This window comes from Mesorhizobium sp. B2-3-6 (assembly GCF_006442305.1).
Lineage (GTDB): Bacteria > Pseudomonadota > Alphaproteobacteria > Rhizobiales > Rhizobiaceae > Mesorhizobium.
The window spans coordinates 184285-202530 of the sequence record NZ_VFVW01000002.1; the positions used below are offsets into that span (position 1 = coordinate 184285).

Sequence of the window (18246 nt, forward strand, 5' to 3'; positions counted from 1 at the left end):
GCATGGCGGAGTTGCGTGGAGCGCTGATCGGTTGCGGCTTCTTCGCCGTCAACCAGATGCATGCCTGGCGCGACATAGAGGGCGCCTCGATCGTCGCCATCTGCGACCGCGATCCGGAGCGGTTGCGGATCGTCGGCGACCAGTTCGGCGTGGCGCGGCGCTACAACGATGCGGCGGAACTTTTCACCGCCGAGACGCTCGACTTCGTCGACATCGCCACCACTGTCGGTAGCCATCGACCGCTGGTCGAGATGGCGGCCGCGCATGGTGTTCCCGTCATCTGCCAGAAGCCGTTCGCGCCGACGCTTGGCGATGCCAAGGCGATGGTCGCGGCCTGTGCCAAGGCCGGCGTGCCGCTTATGGTGCATGAGAACTTCCGCTGGCAGTCGCCGATCCAGGCGGTGCGCGCCCTGCTCGACAAGGGCGAGATCGGCACCCCGTTCTTCGGCCGCATCTCCTTCCGCTCCGGCTATGACGTGTTTTCCGGCCAGCCCTATCTGGCGACCGGAAAACGCTTCATCATCGAGGACCTCGGCATCCACATCCTCGACATCGCCCGCTTCCTGCTCGGCGACGTCACGAGCCTGACCGCGCGGACCACACGCATCAACCCCGCCATCGCCGGCGAGGATGTGGCGACGATGCTCATGGATCATGCCGGCGGCGCCACGTCGGTTGTCGATTGCAGCTATGCGACGAAGCTTGCCACCGAGCCGTTCCCGGAAACACTTATCGAACTCGACGGCGTCGACGGCACGATCCGGCTGGCGCAGGGCTACCGGCTGACCGTCACCGGCAAGAGCGGAACCAGAGTGAGCGATGTCTCGCCGCCGCTCCTGCCCTGGGCCTCGCGGCCATGGCACAACATCCAGGAAAGCGTGCTGGCCATCCAGCGGCACTGGGTCGACTGCCTTGTCGGCGGCAAGGAGCCGGCGACCTCGGGCGCCGACAATCTGAAGACATTCGCCCTGGTCGAGGCCGCCTATGCGGGTGCTGCGAGCCGCGAACCGGTGCAGATCGAAGCCTTGCTGCAATGACGGCCGACGTGTTCGATCTTTACGGCACACGGGCGGCCGAAGCGGCACCGATCCTGCTGCAGGCGGGCGCGCTGAGTGCCGAGCTGGTCAATGGCAATCTGCGCACCATCCGGCATGCCGGCACCGAAGTGCTGCGCGCCATCGCCTATATCGTACGCGACCGCGACTGGGGCACTTATGAGCCGGAGCTCACGGACCTGACCATCGACCAGAAGGTCGACCGTTTCTCGGTAACCTATGAGGCGAATTGCACCGGCCCGGGCGGCAGCAGCCTGCGCTTCCACGCGACGATCGAAGGCTCCGCCGACGGCAGGCTGGTCTTCGATGTGGCCGGACTGCCGGAGAGCGATTTCGAGACCAACCGCTGCGGCTTCTGCATCCTGCATCCGATCGCCGGCCTCGCCGGCAGCCCGGTGACGGTGGAGCACACCGATGGCAGTGTGGTGGACACGGAACTGCCTGATCTGATCGACCCATGGCAGCCCTTCAAGGACCTGCGTGCCATCACCCATGCAGCGCGTCCCGGCGTCAGCGCCGAATGCAGGATGGAAGGCGATACTTTCGAAATGGAGGACCAGCGCAACTGGTCGGACGCCTCCTACAAGACCTATGTGCGGCCGCTGGCCTTGCCGTGGCCCTATGTGCTGCCGGCCGGCGAACCGCTGCGCCAGACGGTGAGCCTGCGCCTCACCGGCGGCGCCGGGATGCCCGCCGCGACCGCGAGTGCCGAACCGGTCCGCATCGAACTCGGCGAGACCGGGCCAAGGCTGCCCGATGTCGGCGTGATCGTCTATCCCGAGGACGTAGAGGCAACGCTGGCCGAACTGCCGATGCTCGCAAGGCTCGGTCCGCAGCAACTCCTGTTCCACTTCGATCCGACGCGCGGCCACGGCCTGGACGCCCATGCCCGGCTCGCCGCGGCGCATCCCGCCTCGACCACGCTCGAATGCGTGGTGGCCTGCACGGGCGACCTCGATGCCGAATTCTCCGATGTCGCCGATATGGTGCGCCGGGTCGGCCTGCGGCTCGATGCGGTTGCCGTCTCGCCTTCGGTCGACCGCCAGTCGACGCCGCCGGGCAGCGCCTGGCCGGCATGCCCGCCGCTGGAAGAAATCTATGCCGCGGCGCGGCGCGCCTTTCCCGGGATCCGCCTCGGCGGCGGCATGTTCAGCTATTTCACCGAGCTCAACCGTAAGCGCGTGCCCGCCGACCAACTCGATTTCGTCACGCACTGCACCTGTCCGATCGTTCACGCCGCCGACGATCTCAGCGTCATGCAATCGCTGGAGGCGCTGCCCTTCATCACCCGGTCGACCCGGGCGATCTTCGGCGACAAGCCTTACCGGATCGGCCCGTCGACCATTGCCATGCGACAGAACCCCTATGGCGGCGCGACCAAGGACAATTTTGCCGGCCAACGCATTGCCATGGCGAACCGTGATCCCCGCCATGCCGCGCAGTTTGCCGCCGCCTGGACCATTGGCTATGCCGCGCGCGTCGCGCCGGCCGGGCTGGAGATGCTGACACTGTCCAGCATCACCGGACCATTCGGCGTGCTGGCCGCATCCGGCGAACCTGTCGCCGAGGGATCGCCGCGGCCGATTTTCCGGGCCGTCCAAGGGCTTTGCGAACTGGCTGGGCTCGCGCATGTTGCCGCGAAAACAAGCGACGAGACGCGTGTTGCGGCGCTGGCCGGTCGCGCCGCCTCGGGCGACGTTGTCGTCTGGCTGGCGAACCTGACGGCGAACGACGTCCCGGTTGATGTTTCGGCACTGGGTCAGGGCCATCTTACGATGTCGCCCTACGCCATTGTCCGGGTTGGCTAGAGCTACTTATCGGAATTCATCACATAGAGCGCACGCGAGCGTTCGAGATGCTTGATCATCGCCTTTTCGGCGCCGTCGGCATCACGGTGCTCAATGCGGTCGATGATCTCCTCATGCTCGGTAAGCGTGTATTGTTCCTTGCCGGTCCAGATCAGCATCTCGGTGTGGTATTCCTTCAGCCAGCCGAGCGTGGCTTCGCTGACGGCGACATAGATCGGATTGCCCGATATCGCCGATATCTGGGTGTGGAACTTCATGTCGGCGGAGATGAAGGCTTCGGAATCACCGCGCGCGGCGCGCTGCTCGGCCACCGTTGCCCTGAGCCGCTGCACATCCTCGGCGGTCGCTTTTTCCGCGGCTTCCCTGACCATGCCGCGCTCGAAGAAGATGCGCGCCGTCTTCAGGTGCTCCAGCGTGTCCCTGGATGAAGACAGGATGATCTTGGCCGCGCCGTCGACCTGCTTGATGATCGATTTGGCGGTTAGTTGCAGCACCTTGGCGCGCTCGCCATGCGAGATGGCGACCAGTCCCATATTGCTCAGCGCCTGCATGGCCTCGCGGATCGCCGGCCGGCCGACCTCGAAGCGCTCCATCAACTCGCGTTCGGACGGCATGTCGTCGCCCGGCTGCAGCTCGCCGCTGGTGATCAGCCGCTTCAGCCTTGCAAAGACTTCGTCGGAAAGTTTGCGCCGGACGATCGGCTCCGAACGGTTCATCGTGACGAATCACTCCCTGGCCCGGTTCCTGTTTAGCATTCCAGGCAGGATTACCGGAATGCCTGCGCCTGGAGCGGTCCCGCGATTTCATGCAATCGCCAAGCCGCGCCAGCTGTTTGTTCCAGGCATTCCGAACGAAAAACGCCGCTCATTTCCCGGAATTGCCGAAGCCGGCCCTCTTGCCGAAGTCGGGATATTGCTTGCAATACTTAGGTACTCATTATACCAGATTTCCTGCGCGACAAAACTTTTTTCGAACCCTTTTCGAGCGGCCGACAGACCATGATCACGCTTACCTATCGCATCGAAACCTCTGGCAGCATCGAAGCGCTGGCGGCCAAGATCGCGAGCGACCAGTCGACCGGCACCTTCGTCCCACTGCCCGGCGAGACCGAGGAATTAAAGGCGCGTGTGGCGGCTCGTGTGCTGGCGATCAGGCCCCTGCCCGATGCCGAGCAGCCGTCGCTTCCCGGATCCGGGAACGGCCCCTTCCGGCGCGCCGATGTCGATATCGGCTTCCCGTTCGACGCCATCGGCACCGACCTGTCGGCGCTGATGACGATCGCCATCAGCGGCACCTATTCGATCAGGGGCCTGTCCGGTATCCGGGTCATCGACATGAAGCTGCCGGAACAATATCGGGGCGCCCATCCCGGCCCGCAATTCGGCGTTGCCGGCAGCCGCAGGCTGACCGGGGTCGAGGGCCGTCCCATCATCGGCACCATCGTCAAGCCGGCGCTTGGCCTCAGGCCGCACGAGACAGCCGCGATGGTGGGCGAACTGATCGAAGCCGGCGTCGATTTCATCAAGGACGACGAGAAGCTGATGAGCCCGGCCTATTCGCCGCTCGCTGAGCGGGTGAAGGCGATCATGCCGCTGATCCGCGACCACGAGCAAAAGACCGGCAAGAAAGTGATGTACGCCTTCGGCATCTCGCATGCCGATCCCGACGAGATGATGCGCAACCACGATCTGGTGCTGGAAGCCGGCGGCAATTGCGCGGTCGTCAACATCAACTCCATCGGATTCGGCGGCATGGCTTTCCTCAGGAAGCGCTCCGGGCTGGCGCTGCATGCGCACCGCAATGGCTGGGACATTCTCACCCGCCATCCCGGCCTCGGCATGGATTTCAAGGTATGGCAGCAATTCTGGCGGCTGCTCGGCGTCGACCAGTTCCAGATCAACGGTATCGGCTCGAAATACTGGGAGCCGGACGATTCTTTCATCCGCTCTTTCGAAGCGGTGACCACGCCGCTGTTTTCATCATACGATTGCGCGCTGCCCGTGGCCTGCTCCGGCCAATGGGGCGGCCAGGCGCCCGAGACCTATGAGCGCACCGGCCGCACGGTCGATCTCCTCTATCTCTGCGGCGGCGGCATCGTCAGCCATCCGGACGGGCCCGGCGCCGGGGTGCGCGCGGTGCTGCAAGCGTGGCAGGCCGCGGTCGAGGGCATTGCCCTCGACGAATTCGCGCGCAACCATGCCGAGCTGGCACGCTCGATCGAGAAATTCAGCGACGGCAAGGCGGCCTGAGCGAAGCCATGCAGAACCTGCTCCTGAGCTATTATGGCGACGACCTCACCGGCTCGACGGATGTCATGGAGGCGCTCGAGCTCGGCGGCGTGCCGACGGTGCTGTTCATGCGTCGGCCCGATGAGCGCCTGCTGGCGCGATTTTTCCATTGCCGCGCCGTCGGACTGGCCGGCACCAGCCGAAGCGAAACGCCGCAATGGATGGAGCAGAATCTGGCGCCCGCCTTCGAATGGCTGAAGAGCCTCGAAGCGGCGATCTGCCATTACAAGATCTGTTCGACCTTCGATTCCAGCCCGACGGTCGGCAATATCGGCCGCGCCATCGAGATCGGCCGGCGCATCTTCGGCCAGAGTAGCGTGCCGATGGTCGTCGGCGCGCCGCAGCTCAAGCGCTACACGGCCTTCGGCAATCTTTTCGCGGCGTTCCGCGGCGAGTATTTCCGCATCGACAGGCATCCGGTGATGAGCAGGCATCCGGTGACGCCGATGAACGAAGCAGACCTGCTCGTGCATCTCTCGCGCCAGACCAGTCTCAGCTCCGGCCTTGTCGACCTGGCTGCATTGCAGACCGACGATCTCGCGCAAACGGTCGACCAGGCCGTGCAAAACAGGGCGGTCATCCTGTTTGATGTCGAAAGCCGCCAGACACAGAGACGCGTCGGCGAACAGATCTGGCGCATCCATGACCAAGGCCATGGCTTCGTCGTCGGATCCTCGGGCGTCGAATATGCCTTGCTTGCCGAATGGGCCGGCAAAGGCATTGCCTCCGGGCAGGCGTCGTTCGCGCCGCCGGGACCGGTAGACCGCCTCGCGGTGGTCTCGGGCAGCGTGTCGCCGACCACCGAAAAGCAGATCCGCCACGCCCTTGCCCACGGTTTCGACGGCGTCGAGATGGATGCCATGCAACTGGTCACGGAGGGCGCCAAGGAGGCAATCGAGCGCGCCGTCGCGAGCGGATTGGCAAGCCTGGCTGCGGGGCGCAGCGTCATCCTCTACACCGCGCTTGGCCCACAGGCCGACCGTGGCGCCGAGATCGACCGGATCGAAGGTGCGCGAAACACGCTCGGGCGAGCGCTGGGAACAATCCTGCGCCGGTTAATCGTGGAACAGAAACTCAAGCGCGCGGTGATCGCCGGTGGCGACACCTCCAGTCACGCGCTCGGACAATTGGCCATCGACGCGCTGACCGTGCGCATGCCGTTGCCGCAATCGCCGGGATCACCGCTCTGTGTCGCTCATGGCGGGGGCGCGATCGATGGACTCGAAATCGCGCTCAAGGGCGGCCAGGTCGGCACCGACGCCTATTTCGAGACGATCCGGCTGGGAAGCTAAGCCGTTGCCATGATGACGTGAGCCTGAATTTTGGCGGCCACCGCGCCGCTGCCATGTCTGTCTGCAATCGCGGATGCGGCGTAGTCGGTCGCGGCTTGCAGTTTCCCGGCCTCCCGGGCCTCGATTTCGGTGCGAAGCACAGTTCCCTGGCAATAAGCGACGGCGGGAAGGCGCGGCGAGGATGCACGGCTTTGTTCGGCTCTCGTCTCGATCATTACACCGGAGAACCCAGCATCCTCCAGCTCGTGACGGATCACTGCCTTGTCGTGGTAGCCATGGGGTGTGCGTGCCAGAAAGCGCGGCGGATCGTCGGAGAAGATCCTTGCGAGAGCATTCGTCACATCATCGGCAAAGACGTTCTCCTCGATGCGATCCCATACGCTGAACAGGAAATGTCCGCCCGGCCTCAGGACACGCCTGGCTTCGCGGTAGGCCGATGGCCGGTCGGGAAAGAACATCGCACCGAACTGACAGCAAACGAGGTCGAAGGTCGCATCTTCAAACGGCAGCGCCAAGGCGTCCGCTTGACGCCATGTGATGCGACCGTCGGGAGGTTGTCGCGAAGCGGCATAGTCGAGCATCGGCTGGTTGAGGTCGGTTACCGTATAGCTTGCGCCGGGAGACAGTTTCGGCGCCAATGCACGGGTAACGACCCCGGTGCCGGCGGCCGTCTCCAAAACGGCGGCGGGCGACAGGGACGCTGCTCGTCCTGCAATATCCGCAGCGAAGGGCTCGAAAATCAACGGCACCATATAGCGGTCGTAGTTTTCCGGTATGGAGCCAGCGAATACCTTGTCCGTTTCCAGCATTGCCACCACCCGCCCTCTGCCTAGAGGCTCGGGAGATTAGCATATCATTCCTTGTTTTGCGGCGTTTTCGGCGGAGGCGGCGAGTCCAGCTCCAAATCAAAGAGATAGAGCATGATGTCGTCCGAAAACCGCTTCGCGCTTATGGCATCAGGCCTTAGTACAGAGGCTCGGCCATGTGCTTGGGCGCCGGCCACTGCGTCGTGACGCCGGGCTGCACCGGCCGCTCGAGATAGGTCGACAGCACCACGTAGCTGCGCGTCGAGGTGACGCCGGGTGTCTCGTAGAGGCGCGACAGCAGGCCTTCGAGCGCCCGCGTGTCCTCCGTGCGGACCTTCAGCAGCATGCAGGTGTCGCCGGCAACCGTGTGGATCTCCTCGACCTCCGGATATTGCGAAACCGCCATCAACTCCGGCGTCTTGCCCCAGCCCTTGGTGTCGATATGCACGAATGCCAGCAGCGGCTTCTTGACCGCCTTGGGGTCGATGATGGCAGCCGTGCCGCGAATGGCGCCGCTGCGCCGAAGGCGCTTGACGCGCTCATGCGCGGCGGGCGGCGAGAGGCCGACACGATCGCCAAGCTCAGCATAGCTGACCGTGGCGTCGTCGACGAGAACGCCTAATATCTTTCTGTCGATCGCGTCGAGATCGCGGGGCGCCGGCCTGTTCTGCGGAATGCCATTTGTTTCTTCGTCCATAGTGGAAATTCCCGATTGTAGCCGAATAAAATACGGCCATTATGAATATATGTCGAACAGCGATCAAGCAGTAACCCTGGGTGCGAATGCCCGGCCGCCCATTCCGGCGCTGGCCTATCTCTTGACCGGATGCATCGCCGTCATCGGCTCGAACTCCCTGGTGCTGGGTCCGATTGCTCCCGCCGTGGCCGTGTCGTTCGCGACCAGCGTGCCTGTCGTCATGATGTCGGCCGCCGCGTTCGGCCTCGGCACCTCGGCGAGCGCCCTGTTCCTGGCACGCTACATCGACCGGGTCGGCGCGCGCCGGATGCTTCAGGCGGCCTTGCTGCTGCTGACGTTGGCGCTTGTCGCAAGCGCGGTGGCGCCGACGGTGACGGCGCTGGTCGCTGCGCAGCTTCTCACCGGCATCGCCGCCGGCGTCGCCATGCCGGCAATCTATGCCAGTTCCGCGGCGATTGCCCCACCTGGACGGGAAAGCGGAACGATCGGCGTTGTGCTGACCGGATGGACGCTGAGCATGGTGGCCGGCGTTTCGCTGTCGGCGGTGCTTGCCGATCTCGTGCACTGGCGGGCCGTCTTCGCCGCCGTGGCGCTGCTGGCGGCGCTGGCGCTTGGCAGCCTTACCGCGTCGTCACTCCCGGATGTCAGAAAGGCCGGCCCGGCTCCAGCGCCGCTCGAGGCGCTCGGCATTCCCGGCATCGTGCCGCTTCTGATCGCCTGCGGCGCTTTCATGACCGCCTTCTACGGTGTCTATGGCTATCTTGGCGACCATCTGCACAGCGGGCTGGGCCAGCCGGTCAGCGCCAACGGCCTGGCCGCGCTTGCCTATGGCGCCGGGTTCGGCACGGCGGCGCTCTTCGACGGCATCATCGATCGCCTGGGGGCCCGCCGCGTCATGCCCTTCGCTTACCTGCTCGTCGCCATCGTCTATGTCGCGATCGCCGCAACAAGCAACAGCTATGGCCTGACGCTCGCCATGGTGGCGGCCTGGGGTCTCGCCAATCATTTCGGATTGAACGTGCTGGTGATGCGCCTGTCGGCGCTCGATCCGTCACGGCGCGGCACGATCATGGGCCTGAACAGCGCGGTGACATATCTGGCGGTCTTTGTCGGCACCACCGGTTTCGGGCCGCTATATTCGGATTTCGGTTTTGCCGCATCGGCAATGGTGGCGGCGTTGCTGATGCTGGTCGCGGCTTCGGCAGCGGCATGGCGCACGCGCCAGCCACACAGGACGTGATGGGCCACCAGCCTTCGCCTGGTTGACAGCCGCGCCCCTGCCCTTCCATACAAAGCCGTTAATGTTCTCAGGGCGGGGTGAAAGTCCCCACCGGCGGTAAGGACTCCTGATTGCGCATGGTTTCTTTCCGAAAACCGGTCCGGTTTTCGGGGTCATGCGCGGGACCCAAGCCCGCGAGCGCTTTCCGGCAAAACCGGAAGGGTCAGCAGATCCGGTGTGATTCCGGAGCCGACGGTTACAGTCCGGATGGAAGAGAACGAAACGGAAGACGGACCGCCCCGGCGGCCGGTTTTCGTATCGTGCGTCCTGATTCTGGTTCGAAACGGAAGGATGGACCCATGAATCAGCAATCCCGCAGAGACTATGAAACGACCCGCGTTGCCGTTGTCAGGGCACGCTGGCACGCGGATATCGTCGACCAGTGTGTCGCTGCCTTCGAGGCGGAGCTTGCTGCACTGGGCGACGGCCGCTTTGCCGTCGAAATCTTCGACGTGCCCGGCGCCTACGAGATCCCGCTGCACGCCAAGACATTGGCCGAGACGGGTCGCTACGCCGCGATCCTCGGCACTGCCTTCGTCGTCAATGGCGGCATCTACCGGCATGAGTTCGTCGCCGGCGCCGTCATCGACGGCATGATGAACGTGCAGTTGGCGACCGGCGTGCCGGTGCTTTCGGCGGTACTGACGCCGCACAATTACCACGACAGCGCCGAGCACCACCGCTTCTTCCTCGAGCACTTCCAGGTGAAGGGCAAGGAAGCGGCCGGCGCATGCGTCCAGATCCTGGCGGCGCGAAAGCACATCGCCGCCTGAAACAGCCGAGAGCGGGGTGGAAATCCCGGTTACGGCCTGTAGTATCTCGGGAAAATGCCGAGTTCGGGAGGATGCCGGTGCAGACCAAGAAGATCATCAATGACGGCAACCGTGCCGTCGACGAGATGCTAGAGGGGATTCTGGCCGCGCATCCCAGCCATCTCAGGAGCGCGGACGGCAGCCCGCGCTCGATCATCGCCCGCAACGGACCGCGTCCCGGCAAGGTCGGGCTCGTCGTCGGCGGAGGCTCGGGCCATGAGCCGACCTTTCTCGGTTTTGTCGGCAAGGGCCTGGCGGACGCGGCGGCGATCGGCAATGTCTTTGCCTCGCCGCCACCCGATCCCATCCTTGAATGCGCCAAGGCGGCGAACGGCGGCGCGGGCGTCCTGTTCACGTACGGCAACTATGCCGGAGACGTGATGAATTTCGACATGGCGGCCGAAATGGCCGCCATGGACGATATCGAGGTGCGCACGGTGCTGACCACCGACGATGTCGCCTCGGCACCGCGCGACCAGCGGCAGAAGCGTCGCGGCGTCGCCGGCAATTTCTTCGTCTTCAAGGCGGCCGGCGCGGCCTGTGACCGCATGCTCTCCTTCGACGAATGCGAGCGCATGGCGCGCAAGGCCAACGATCACACCTTCACGATGGGCGTGGCGCTGTCGCCCTGCTCGCTGCCGCAGACCCGGCGGCCGAATTTCGAGATCGGGGCCGACGAGATGGAGATCGGCATGGGCATCCATGGCGAGCCGGGCATCGCGCGCGGCAAGCTCGGGACCGCCGACGAGATCACCGACGAGATGCTGGACAAGATCCTCGCCGAGATGGCGCCTTCGCGTGGCGACAAGGTCGCGGTGCTGGTCAATTCGCTGGGCTCGACACCGTTGATGGAGCTCTACATCATGAACCGTCGCGTCAAGCAGCGTCTCGACGACATCGGCGTTTCCATCCATGCGACCTGGGTCGGCAATTACTGCACGTCGCTCGAAATGGCCGGCGCCTCGGTGACGCTGTTCCATCTCGATGGCGAGTTGCAGACCATGCTCGACCATCCGTGCGACTGCGCCATGTTCCGCGCCGGCTGAGGAGTGACCCGTGAGCATCGATAGCGCTGACCTGAAGAGAATGTTCGATGCGATCGCGGTGGCGATCGAAGCCGACAAGGACCGGCTCTGCCAGCTCGACGGCGTCATCGGCGACGCCGATCACGGCATCGCCATGGCGCTCGGCTTCAACGCGGTGCGCGACGCGCTGGCGCCACTCGACCTGGCGGCGACCGAGCCGACCGCGCTTCTCAACATGGCGGCTAAATCGTTCCTCAACGCGGTCGGTGCGTCGTCTGGCCCGCTCTATGCCACCGCCTTCATGCGCGCCGCCGCTGCCGTCAAGGGCAAGACCACGCTAGCTGATGCGGATGTCGTCGCGCTGTTCCAGGCGATGGCGCAAGGCATCCGCGATCGCGGCAAGGCCGAGATCGGCGAGAAGACGATGATCGACGCCTGGTTGCCGGCGGCGGAAGCGGCCGGCGCCAGCAATGCGGCGGGAAAAGGTCTTGCCGAAAGCCTCGACGCGGCAGTGGACGCGGCGCGCCGGGGGGCGGAGGCGACCAAGGACATGATCGCCGCCAAGGGCCGCTCCTCGCGGCTCGGCGAACGCTCGCTCGGCCATATCGACCCCGGCGCCGCCTCGGCCGTGACCGTCATCGAGGCGTTGCGCGAGAGCCTGGCTTAGGCCTGCTTCGCTTCATCGAGCTTGTTGATCGCCTGGACATTGCCGGCCGACGGTCCCTTCTCGTCGAACTCCGAGGCCAACCAGGTATCGACGATCGCCTTGGCGAGTTCCGGGCCGATGACGCGGGCGCCCATGGTGATGATCTGCGCGTTGTTGGATTTGGCGGCGCGCTCGGCGGAATAGGTGTCGTGGGTGAGTGCCGCGCGGATGCCGGGTACCTTGTTGGCCGAGATCGAGACGCCGATGCCGGTGCCGCAGAACAGGATGCCGCGGTCGTTCTCGCCGTCGACGATCGTCTGCGCGAGCTTTTGCGACAGGTCGGCATAAAAGCCGGCCTGGCTGAGGTCGCTGACGGTGAGACCGGACTTTGTCGCGAGATGCGCGGCGATGACATCGAGCAGCGGCTTGCCGGCGCTGTCGGCTCCAATGGCTATTTTCATGGTCGTGTCCTTTCTTGAATGGGATTTCGTTTGTTCAGATCGCCGCCGAGGCGCGCCTGAGGATGTCGATGTAGCCCTCCGCCTGCCAGGCCGAGCGGCCGATAAAGAGGCCATCGATGCTGGGCTGGCCGATCAGCTCGGCCGCATTGCCGGGATTGACGCTGCCGCCATAGAGCACCAGTGGGATGGACGGCAGCAGGCCGCCGGCCACTTTCTTGATCAGCGCCTGCTGTTTGTCGGCATAGGCGGAGCTGGCCGGAATACCCTTGTCCCCGATCGCCCAGACCGGCTCATAGGCAAACAGGATTTTTGCCGCCTTCGCCTCGCCTTCGAGGAACTGCAATGCACCCTCGACCTGGCTGGTCAACACCGCATCGGCCTTGCCGTTTTCGCGCTCCGCCAGCGTCTCGCCGACGCAGATCAGTGGTATCAGTCCGTGCTTGACGGCGGCCGCCGTCTTCAGGCCGACGGTGCGATCGGTCTCGCCGAAATGCTCGCGCCGTTCGCTGTGGCCGAGTTCGACCATGTCGAGACCGCAGTCGCTCAGCATCAGCGGCGAGATCTCGCCGGTCCAGGCCCCGGCATCGGCCCAGTGCATGTTCTGGGCACCGACCTTGACCCGCGTCGACGACAGCGCCTGCTTGACCTCGCGCACCGCCGTGAACGGCGGGATGACGAAAGGCTGGATGCGCTCGTCGAAGCCTGGCACGAAGCCGGCCAATGCCCCGGCGAAATCCAGCGCCTCGGCGAGCGTCTTGTTCATCTTCCAGCTTGTACCGACCCAATAAACCACGCCTGCGCTCCTTGATCCTCAATCCTTGTTGGCGACCACCGTCAGCGAAACGCCGGCGGCATCCAGTGCGGCGCGCATTCCGGGCTCAGGCGCGCGACCGGTGAAGACGGCATCGAACGCCTCGAGTTCGGTCAGGAAATGCAGCGCCGTGCGGCCGAACTTGCCGTGATCGACCAGAAGGTATTTGCGGGTCGCTGCTTCCATCATCAGCCGCTTGATCTGCACCACCTCCTGGTCCTGGTGGAAAGCGGAGGCGCCGTGGATAGCCGATGACGACAGGAAGGCGACGTCCGCGCGTAACGATCTCAGCGAAGCCTCGGCGAGCAGGCCGAAGAAGCCGTGGAACTTCTTGCTGTACTGGCCTCCGAGCGCAATCAGGTCGATGCCCCCGGCGCCGGCCAGGTCCTGGATGACGGCCAGATTGTTGGAGATCACCGTCAGCGGCCTGAAATCGGCGAGATGCCGTGCGATGCCGCCAGCCGTCGAGCCGTCGTCGATGATGACAGTCTGGCCGGGTTCGATCATCGCCACGGCGGCCGCCGCAAGGCGCTGCTTTTCCCCTGTCGCCTGCTTTTGCCGGTAGCGAAAATCGCTTTCGAAGAGACCGCTCGGCTGGATCGAAGCGCCGCCACGCACCTTGCGCAGGAAACCGCTCTCCTCAAGGTCGTCGAGGTCACGATGCACCGTCATCCTGGAGACGCCAAAGCGTGAGGCAAGATCGTCGACGCTCGCCGCGCCGACGTCCATCAGAAAGTCCATGATGCCTTGACGCCTGTTATCGCTCTTCATTGCTGCCGATGTCCGCCAACCGACGCTGGCTCCTCGATAAGATAACATATTTCTTCCTGAAACTATCATGATTTTTGTGATAATGAGATGTTTTCCTGGGATATTCCCGTGGCTTTCATCACGGCCCTGTAACAAGAATTGCTGCCGGGACGGTGTCTGACGGTTGCGGTTGCGCGGAAATCCGGCCAGAAGCATCGGTGGGCTGGACGATGCGCGGACAGCCAGCAAGCACAGGTTAGAAACCAGATACGGGAGACTATTCGTTGGCTCGCATCACACTGAGACAATTGCTCGATCACGCCGCCGAATACGGCTATGGCGTGCCGGCCTTCAACATGAACAATATGGAACAGGGCCTCGCCATCATGGAGGCTGCGGAGGAGACCAAGTCGCCGGTCATCCTGCAGGCAAGCCGTGGTGCGCGTGCCTATGCCAATGACGTGGTGCTGGCCAAGCTGATCGATGCGCTGGTCGAGATCCATCCCGACATCCCGGTCTGCATGCACCTCGACCACGGCAACAACGAGGCTACCTGCGTCACCGCGATCCAGCATGGTTTCACCTCGGTAATGATGGATGGATCACTCAAGGAGGACGGCAAGTCGCCGGCCGACTACGCCTATAATTCGGGCATCACCAAACGCGTCGTCGACATGGCGCATTGGGGCGGCGTTTCGGTCGAAGGCGAGATCGGCGTGCTGGGCTCGCTGGAGAGCGGCGGCGGCGAGCAGGAGGACGGCCACGGCGTCGAAGGCGCGATCAGCCACGACCAATTGCTCACCGATCCGGTGCAGGCCGAGCAGTTCGTGCGCGACACCCATGTCGACGCGCTGGCGGTTGCCATGGGCACCAGCCACGGCGCCTATAAATTCTCGCGCAAGCCGGACGGCGCGGTGCTGGCGATGAACGTCATCGAGGAAATCCACCGCCGCCTGCCGAACATGCACCTGGTCATGCATGGTTCGTCCTCGGTGCCGGAGGATCTGCAGGAGATCATCAACAAATATGGCGGGCAGATGAAGCCGACCTGGGGCGTGCCGGTGGAAGAGATCCAGCGCGGCATCAAGCATGGCGTGCGCAAGATCAACATCGACACCGACAACCGCATGGCGCTGACCGGCGCGATCCGCAAGGTGCTGACGGAAAACCCCTCCGAATTCGACCCGCGCAAATATCTGACGCCGGCGATGGCGGCGATGAGGAAGCTGTGCAAGGAGCGTTTCGAGCAGTTCGGTACCGCCGGCAACGCGCCGAAAATCAAGCCGCTGCCGGTCTCGGAAATGGCCAAGCGTTACAAAGCGGGCAGCCTCGATCCGAAATTCGGCTAAACGACCAGTTCCCGGAGCGGTTCAGTGTTGGATAGAACCGCCGAACCGCTCCAGCTCTTTACGGGATGAGAACACCGGCCGAGGTCGCGGAACGTCCTGCGCGGCGAAGCCCAACCGTGTCAAACAGGCTCGCGCCAGGGCTGCATTGCTGTCGATGACGACCAATCCGTTCGTAGGCTTGAGGCTGGCGGCCACCACCGATAGTTCGGTGCAGCCGAGAATGGCCGTGTCGGTGCCGGCCGATCGCGCGATTTCAAGCGCGCGCTCGGTTTCGCTCGCCGCCTCCGCGATCGAACCGGCCTTGACGAGGCCGATCGCTCTATCGACGCGACCCTGGAATTCCGTGACAGCGGGAAAGCAGAGCTCAAATCCCGCCGCCGACATCCTGTCCCGATAGAAGCCGGAGACCAGTGTGCCCTGCGTGGCGAGGATCGTAACCTTGCCTCGGCCCAGGCTACGATGGGTTTCAGCTACGACCGCGTCGGCGATATGGATGATCCGCGCCTGCGAGCTCGCCGCCAGCTGCTCATACCAATGATGGGCGGTGTTGCAGGGCATTGCGATACAGGCAACGCCGAGCGCATTGAGCGTCGAGACCGCGGCTTTCAAAGACGCCAGCGGACCGTCATGGCCGGCAAGGATCGCCTCGGTCCTGTCAGGCAGCTGTGGCACGCTGAGGATGACGGCGGGCACATGCTCATTGTCCCGGAACGCCTGGGTCATTCGGGTCAGCTTGAAGTAGAAGTCAGCCGATGCCAACGGCCCGAGGCCGCCAATGACGCCGAGCTGGAGGCTGATGCCATGGTCGATCATCGAGCGGGCTCGGCTTCGAGCTGTTCCGACGCCGCTTCGACAGACTGCGTTGTCTCCCTGTGGCTGGGCGCGATCATTGCGGTGCTCGCCGCAACGGTGCAGACGCTAGACAGCGTCATGAACGTGTCGACGGCCGCGTCGACCGCGACGAACAGGGCGAACGCCGCCTCGAAGGGAATCTTCAGGTAACCACAGACGATCGACATCTGGGACAGGATGAGCAGGCTGCCCATGCCGCCGGTCGTGAGCGCGAGAAGCGCCGAGGTGATGCCGACGAGCAGGAGGTCGGGGATTACCAGCGGACGGCCGTAGAGCTGGGCGATGAAAAGAACACCAGACGTGTAAAGCAGGGCCGGGCCTGTCCGCAGCAATGCCGCCTGCAGCGGCACGAGCAGTTCGACGACCACGAGGCTGAACCGCAGACGCTCGCTCAGCAGGTTTATGACCCACGGAAGCGAGGCGACGGTAGAGCGCGTGGTGATGGCGACCATGAGAAGGGGCTGACAGGTCTTGATCGTGGCCCAGTAGCTTCGCCGAGAGCGGATGGCGATAACGGCAAATGCGCCGGCGATGAATGTGAGGCAGGAAAGACCCATCACCAGCAGATAACCGCCCATCAGCGTGAGCGGCTTGGTTCCGGTCGACGCGGTCTGATCCGCGATCAGGATGAAGGTTGCAAACGGCAATCCCCAGATGAACCAGTTGGTAAGGACCGTGCAGGCCCGGTAAACCGCGTTCAGCGCCTGAGACAGGCTCATGGACGAAGGCTGGGGAATCTTGCCCATCGCGAGCCCGAAAAGCAGGCAGAACAGCAGGACCTGGATGGTTTGACCGGAGGCCAGCGCGCTGAAGACGTTGTTCGGTACAAGATCGAGCAGTATCGAACGCCCGGTGTCGGATCCCTCATTGGGTGGTGGTTGGTAGGGGAATGCGAGATCGGTGGATACACTGCCCTGCGAATTGATGAACTCGCCAAGCTCGATGCGCGATTGAGGATTCTCGATCTGGCCCGGCTGAAGGACAAGCGAGTAGGTGCCACTCACCAATACGCTCAGGAACGACACGACCAGCACCGCCATACCCACGCGGCCCAGGTAACGGACCGAGTTCGGATCCTGAACCATCGACATGATCGAGAAGATGACCGACGAGACCAGGTAGGGCAGGACGACCATCTTGAGGAAATTCAGGTAGAGCTGCGCCACAGGGCTGATCGCATGGGCAAATGCTGGATAATAGAGGCCGCAAAGGATTCCCGCCCCGATCACCGCAATCGTCGTCGCGGGCGAGCGCCATATGCGCCTCGCCGCCAGGCGCCAATCGAAAGCCAAGGGTCCGGCTGCTTCCGTGACGGCCATCGTCAGGCTTTGCTCCCCAACCGGTAGCGCGCGATGATCTCGTCAGTGTTGAGAACCTGCTGACCGCGCGCGAGATCGAGGTAAAGGTCGATAAACGCCGCGAGATGCGGATTGTCCGGTCGCACACCGATTGCGATCGTGTCTACCTTGTCGGTCAGCGTGATCGAGCGCGCGGCGACCGTCATCGACGGATCGTCGACCATCAGCTTCTTGATCTCGAAATCGTCGCGATACGCCATGTCGATCGTCCCATCGCGGATCGCATCGACAACCATGTCCCAGCCTGTAAAACGATGAACTTGTGCATGCGGGAAGGTCGTCGCCGCATAGGTTGCGAATGAAGAGCCCTCGATCACGCCGAGATCGCCCGAGAAATCGCGGATGATCTGCTCGGGTGGTTTGCCTTGCGCGATGCGCGCCAGGTTGAGGCGATTGGCGATGAGGCCTTGGTGCAGCATGGCATAGGGCCGGGAATAGAGGATTGAGCGGCCACGGCGAAGGGTTCGGCTGAGCTTGCCGATGGCTATGTCCGCCTGGCCGGAAGTCAGCTGTTTCACCATGCCGTCGAACGTTGCGGCGGATCGGTCGAACACCGGCTCGACGCCGAGCTCCGCTGCTATGCCGCGGGCCAGTTCCATGTCTATGCCGCTGTTCCCCGATCCGTCGGCCGGGAAGAATGGATCGGAGGCAAAGGCCGGCATTGCAATGCGCAGCGCATTGTCGCCGACGACGGGAGCGATCTCCGCCTGCTGTCCTGGAGTATTGGCCGCCCGAGCTTGCGCGACCAGCAAGCCGACGCTTCCGGCCGTGAGCAGCGTACGACGTGTAACCGACATGCGGATTCTCTAGTTCGCGAGGGAAGCCGGACAAACAAATCGGATCAATTCGCAGTATGCATGGCGAAGTTAAACAAAAGTATCTTTCGCATTGTACTTTTATAGCAATCAGCAGCGCAGGCTGCCGCAATACTCGCATTATCTAATATGTCATCTGGTT

18 protein-coding genes and 1 riboswitch are annotated in these 18246 nt (G+C 63.8%); of the genes, 9 read left to right on the plus strand and 9 right to left on the minus strand.

The features are described from left to right. The first annotated feature begins 2 nt into the window (after positions 1-2). Together FJ953_RS06600 and FJ953_RS06605 are read left to right on the plus strand one after the other, a co-directional pair. On the plus strand, positions 3-1037 hold the full coding sequence (locus FJ953_RS06600; protein WP_140623622.1) for a Gfo/Idh/MocA family oxidoreductase: 1035 nt from the start codon (positions 3-5) through the stop codon (positions 1035-1037). Then, the gene (locus FJ953_RS06605) at positions 1034-2863 is read left to right on the plus strand and encodes a hypothetical protein (protein ID WP_140623624.1); all 1830 of its coding nucleotides are present in this window, start codon (positions 1034-1036) and stop codon (positions 2861-2863) included. Before FJ953_RS06600 ends, FJ953_RS06605 begins: the two co-directional genes overlap by 4 nt. Positions 2864-2865: 2 nt before the next feature. On the opposite strand, the gene FJ953_RS06610 is transcribed toward FJ953_RS06605, so the two are convergent. Continuing rightward, positions 2866-3579, minus strand: coding sequence for a transcriptional regulator NanR (locus FJ953_RS06610; protein ID WP_140514647.1), 714 nt, complete (start codon positions 3577-3579; stop codon positions 2866-2868). A 282-nt stretch (positions 3580-3861) separates the two neighbouring features. On the opposite strand from FJ953_RS06610, the gene oiaX reads away from it, so the two are divergent. Next, positions 3862-5112: a 3-oxo-isoapionate-4-phosphate decarboxylase OiaX gene (gene oiaX / locus FJ953_RS06615; protein ID WP_140623626.1), complete on the plus strand. Its 1251-nt coding sequence runs from the start codon at positions 3862-3864 to the stop codon at positions 5110-5112. Between the two features lie 8 nt (positions 5113-5120). Continuing rightward, positions 5121-6443, plus strand: coding sequence for a four-carbon acid sugar kinase family protein (locus FJ953_RS06620; protein WP_140555488.1), 1323 nt, complete (start codon positions 5121-5123; stop codon positions 6441-6443). Here the strand turns inward: FJ953_RS06620 and FJ953_RS06625 are convergent. After that, positions 6440-7252 (minus strand): methyltransferase domain-containing protein, encoded by an 813-nt coding sequence (locus FJ953_RS06625; protein ID WP_140623628.1) that lies wholly within the window; start codon positions 7250-7252, stop codon positions 6440-6442. The genes FJ953_RS06620 and FJ953_RS06625 overlap by 4 nt on opposite strands. A 154-nt stretch (positions 7253-7406) precedes the next feature. Next, positions 7407-7946, minus strand: coding sequence for an Lrp/AsnC family transcriptional regulator (locus FJ953_RS06630; RefSeq protein WP_140514639.1), 540 nt, complete (start codon positions 7944-7946; stop codon positions 7407-7409). 49 nt (positions 7947-7995) lie between these two features. Here FJ953_RS06630 and FJ953_RS06635 point away from each other — a divergent pair, with 49 nt between their 5' ends. From FJ953_RS06635 to dhaL, 4 genes are all read left to right on the plus strand, one after another. Then, positions 7996-9186, plus strand: a complete 1191-nt coding sequence (locus FJ953_RS06635) for an MFS transporter (RefSeq protein WP_140623630.1) — start codon at positions 7996-7998, stop codon at positions 9184-9186. A 59-nt stretch (positions 9187-9245) separates the two neighbouring features. Then, a riboswitch (FMN riboswitch) is annotated at positions 9246-9448 on the plus strand. Between the two features lie 76 nt (positions 9449-9524). Beyond that, positions 9525-9998 (plus strand): 6,7-dimethyl-8-ribityllumazine synthase, encoded by a 474-nt coding sequence (locus FJ953_RS06640; protein WP_140623632.1) that lies wholly within the window; start codon positions 9525-9527, stop codon positions 9996-9998. Positions 9999-10075: 77 nt separating this feature from the next. Continuing rightward, on the plus strand, positions 10076-11083 hold the full coding sequence (locus tag FJ953_RS06645; RefSeq protein WP_140623634.1) for a dihydroxyacetone kinase subunit DhaK: 1008 nt from the start codon (positions 10076-10078) through the stop codon (positions 11081-11083). 10 nt (positions 11084-11093) lie between these two features. After that, positions 11094-11729: a dihydroxyacetone kinase subunit DhaL gene (dhaL, locus tag FJ953_RS06650; RefSeq protein WP_181171566.1), complete on the plus strand. Its 636-nt coding sequence runs from the start codon at positions 11094-11096 to the stop codon at positions 11727-11729. Here the strand turns inward: dhaL and FJ953_RS06655 are convergent. The 3 genes from FJ953_RS06655 to FJ953_RS06665 are packed head-to-tail and all read right to left on the minus strand — an operon-like array spanning position 11726 to position 13751. Then, a complete protein-coding gene (locus FJ953_RS06655; RefSeq protein ID WP_140551178.1) occupies positions 11726-12169 on the minus strand; it encodes an RpiB/LacA/LacB family sugar-phosphate isomerase in 444 nt (147 codons plus the stop codon). The two genes, dhaL and FJ953_RS06655, sit on opposite strands and share 4 nt — an antisense overlap. 34 nt (positions 12170-12203) lie before the next feature. Next, positions 12204-12962 carry a triose-phosphate isomerase gene (locus FJ953_RS06660; RefSeq protein WP_140623636.1) on the minus strand — a complete coding sequence of 253 codons (759 nt, stop codon included), beginning with the start codon at positions 12960-12962 and terminating at the stop codon, positions 12204-12206. An 18-nt stretch (positions 12963-12980) separates the two neighbouring features. Next, positions 12981-13751, minus strand: a complete 771-nt coding sequence (locus FJ953_RS06665) for a DeoR/GlpR family DNA-binding transcription regulator (protein ID WP_140520894.1) — start codon at positions 13749-13751, stop codon at positions 12981-12983. Between the two features lie 263 nt (positions 13752-14014). On the opposite strand from FJ953_RS06665, the gene fba reads away from it, so the two are divergent. After that, positions 14015-15079, plus strand: a complete 1065-nt coding sequence (fba, locus tag FJ953_RS06670) for a class II fructose-bisphosphate aldolase (protein ID WP_140497777.1) — start codon at positions 14015-14017, stop codon at positions 15077-15079. Positions 15080-15100: 21 nt separating this feature from the next. On the opposite strand, the gene FJ953_RS06675 is transcribed toward fba, so the two are convergent. The 3 genes from FJ953_RS06675 to FJ953_RS06685 are packed head-to-tail and all read right to left on the minus strand — an operon-like array spanning position 15101 to position 18086. After that, positions 15101-15892 (minus strand): amino acid racemase, encoded by a 792-nt coding sequence (locus tag FJ953_RS06675; protein WP_140580660.1) that lies wholly within the window; start codon positions 15890-15892, stop codon positions 15101-15103. Continuing rightward, positions 15889-17250 carry a cation:dicarboxylase symporter family transporter gene (locus FJ953_RS06680; RefSeq protein WP_140623638.1) on the minus strand — a complete coding sequence of 454 codons (1362 nt, stop codon included), beginning with the start codon at positions 17248-17250 and terminating at the stop codon, positions 15889-15891. The genes FJ953_RS06675 and FJ953_RS06680 overlap by 4 nt, the downstream gene beginning before the upstream one ends. A gap of 2 nt (positions 17251-17252) precedes the next feature. Then, the gene (locus FJ953_RS06685) at positions 17253-18086 is read right to left on the minus strand and encodes a transporter substrate-binding domain-containing protein (RefSeq protein ID WP_181167654.1); all 834 of its coding nucleotides are present in this window, start codon (positions 18084-18086) and stop codon (positions 17253-17255) included. Positions 18087-18246: the final 160 nt, after the last annotated feature.

Coding starts and splice junctions, on each gene's coding strand:
- FJ953_RS06675 (WP_140580660.1), bottom strand. CDS start 15,892: ATGATCGACCATGGCATCAGCCTCCAGCTCGGCGTCATTGGCGGCCTC.
- FJ953_RS06605 (WP_140623624.1), top strand. CDS start 1,034: ATGACGGCCGACGTGTTCGATCTTTACGGCACACGGGCGGCCGAAGCG.
- FJ953_RS06625 (WP_140623628.1), bottom strand. CDS start 7,252: ATGCTGGAAACGGACAAGGTATTCGCTGGCTCCATACCGGAAAACTAC.
- FJ953_RS06600 (WP_140623622.1), top strand. CDS start 3: ATGGCGGAGTTGCGTGGAGCGCTGATCGGTTGCGGCTTCTTCGCCGTC.
- FJ953_RS06610 (WP_140514647.1), bottom strand. CDS start 3,579: ATGAACCGTTCGGAGCCGATCGTCCGGCGCAAACTTTCCGACGAAGTC.
- FJ953_RS06655 (WP_140551178.1), bottom strand. CDS start 12,169: ATGAAAATAGCCATTGGAGCCGACAGCGCCGGCAAGCCGCTGCTCGAT.
- FJ953_RS06620 (WP_140555488.1), top strand. CDS start 5,121: ATGCAGAACCTGCTCCTGAGCTATTATGGCGACGACCTCACCGGCTCG.
- FJ953_RS06685 (WP_181167654.1), bottom strand. CDS start 18,086: ATGTCGGTTACACGTCGTACGCTGCTCACGGCCGGAAGCGTCGGCTTG.
- oiaX (WP_140623626.1), top strand. CDS start 3,862: ATGATCACGCTTACCTATCGCATCGAAACCTCTGGCAGCATCGAAGCG.
- FJ953_RS06640 (WP_140623632.1), top strand. CDS start 9,525: ATGAATCAGCAATCCCGCAGAGACTATGAAACGACCCGCGTTGCCGTT.
- FJ953_RS06680 (WP_140623638.1), bottom strand. CDS start 17,250: ATGGCCGTCACGGAAGCAGCCGGACCCTTGGCTTTCGATTGGCGCCTG.
- FJ953_RS06630 (WP_140514639.1), bottom strand. CDS start 7,946: ATGGACGAAGAAACAAATGGCATTCCGCAGAACAGGCCGGCGCCCCGC.
- FJ953_RS06665 (WP_140520894.1), bottom strand. CDS start 13,751: ATGAAGAGCGATAACAGGCGTCAAGGCATCATGGACTTTCTGATGGAC.
- FJ953_RS06635 (WP_140623630.1), top strand. CDS start 7,996: ATGTCGAACAGCGATCAAGCAGTAACCCTGGGTGCGAATGCCCGGCCG.